The 1117-nt window shown below is 56.1% G+C and carries 1 protein-coding gene; it reads left to right on the top strand.

The features are described 5' to 3' along the window. Window positions 1-77 precede the first annotated feature (77 nt). A protein-coding gene (locus EO99_RS0125390) for an IS3 family transposase (RefSeq protein WP_156035023.1) occupies window positions 78-1117 on the top strand; the annotation gives its coding sequence in 2 pieces (ribosomal slippage) (window positions 78-333 and window positions 333-1117; 1041 coding nt annotated over the 2 pieces). This gene is flagged as partial in the annotation.

Here is a 1117-nt window from a genome sequence, read left to right as displayed (position 1 = left end):
TGCTTGGGTAATCCCCCCGCCAATTAACGGGCTTCAAAAGTAGAATTTTCTCGGGCTTTATGATCGAGGAGATTTTGATGAAGACGAGCAGATTCAGCGAACCCCAAATCCTTGCCATCCTTCGCCAGGCGGAAGGTGGCGTCCCTGTCCCCGAGCTTTGCCGGGAGCATGGAATGAGCACGGCGTCCTTTTACAAATGGCGATCCAAATATGGCGGTATGGACGCGTCGATGATCAGCCAGATGAAGTCTCTGGAGGACGAGAACCGTCGGTTGAAGAAGATGTATGCCGAGATGAGCATGCAGGCAGAGCTACTCAAAGAGGCTCTAGGAAAAAAATGACGCGGCCATCTCAACGCCGGGAGATGGCCGGGAAAGCAGTGGCGTTGCGCGGGGTGAGTATTGCGCTTGCCTGCCGCACGTTTGAGGTAAGCGAGACCTGCTATCGTTACAGCGCCAAGCTGAACGACGAGAACGAGCAGATCGCCGATCTCCTGATCGGACTGACGCGGGCAAAGAAGACCTGGGGCTTCGGTCTGTGCTTCCTTTACCTGCGCAATGTCCGCGGGCATCAATGGAACCATAAGCGCGTCTACCGCATCTACCGCGAGCTGGAGCTGAACCTCAGGATCAAGCCACGCAAGCGCTTGAAGCGCGACAAGCCCGACGCTCTGACTGTGCCGGATGCGCCAAACCTGGTCTGGTCGATGGACTTCATGGCAGATCGTTTAGAAGACGGCCGGCAATTCCGGCTATTGAACGTCCTGGACGATTTCAACCGAGAGGGGCTGGGCATCGAGGTGGACTTTTCGCTGCCTGCTGGACGCGTCATCCGCAGCCTGAACCAGATCATCGAATGGCGCGGTAAACCGTTGGCCATTCGTGTGGATAACGGACCTGAGTATGTCAGCGGCAAACTGATGGAATGGGCCGAAACGCAAGGAATTGCGTTGAGCCACATCCAGCCCGGAAAGCCGCAACAGAACGCCTATGTCGAGCGCTACAACCGCACCGTCCGACATGAATGGCTTGACCAGTACATCATTGAAAGCATCGAGGAGGCGCAGAAATTCGCCACAGAGTGGCTCTGGACCTACAACAACGAACGGCCCAACATG

This window comes from Pseudorhizobium marinum (genome assembly GCF_000705355.1).
Classification (GTDB): domain Bacteria; phylum Pseudomonadota; class Alphaproteobacteria; order Rhizobiales; family Rhizobiaceae; genus Neorhizobium; species Neorhizobium pelagicum.
This window is presented reverse-complemented; position numbering and strand designations above follow the sequence as displayed.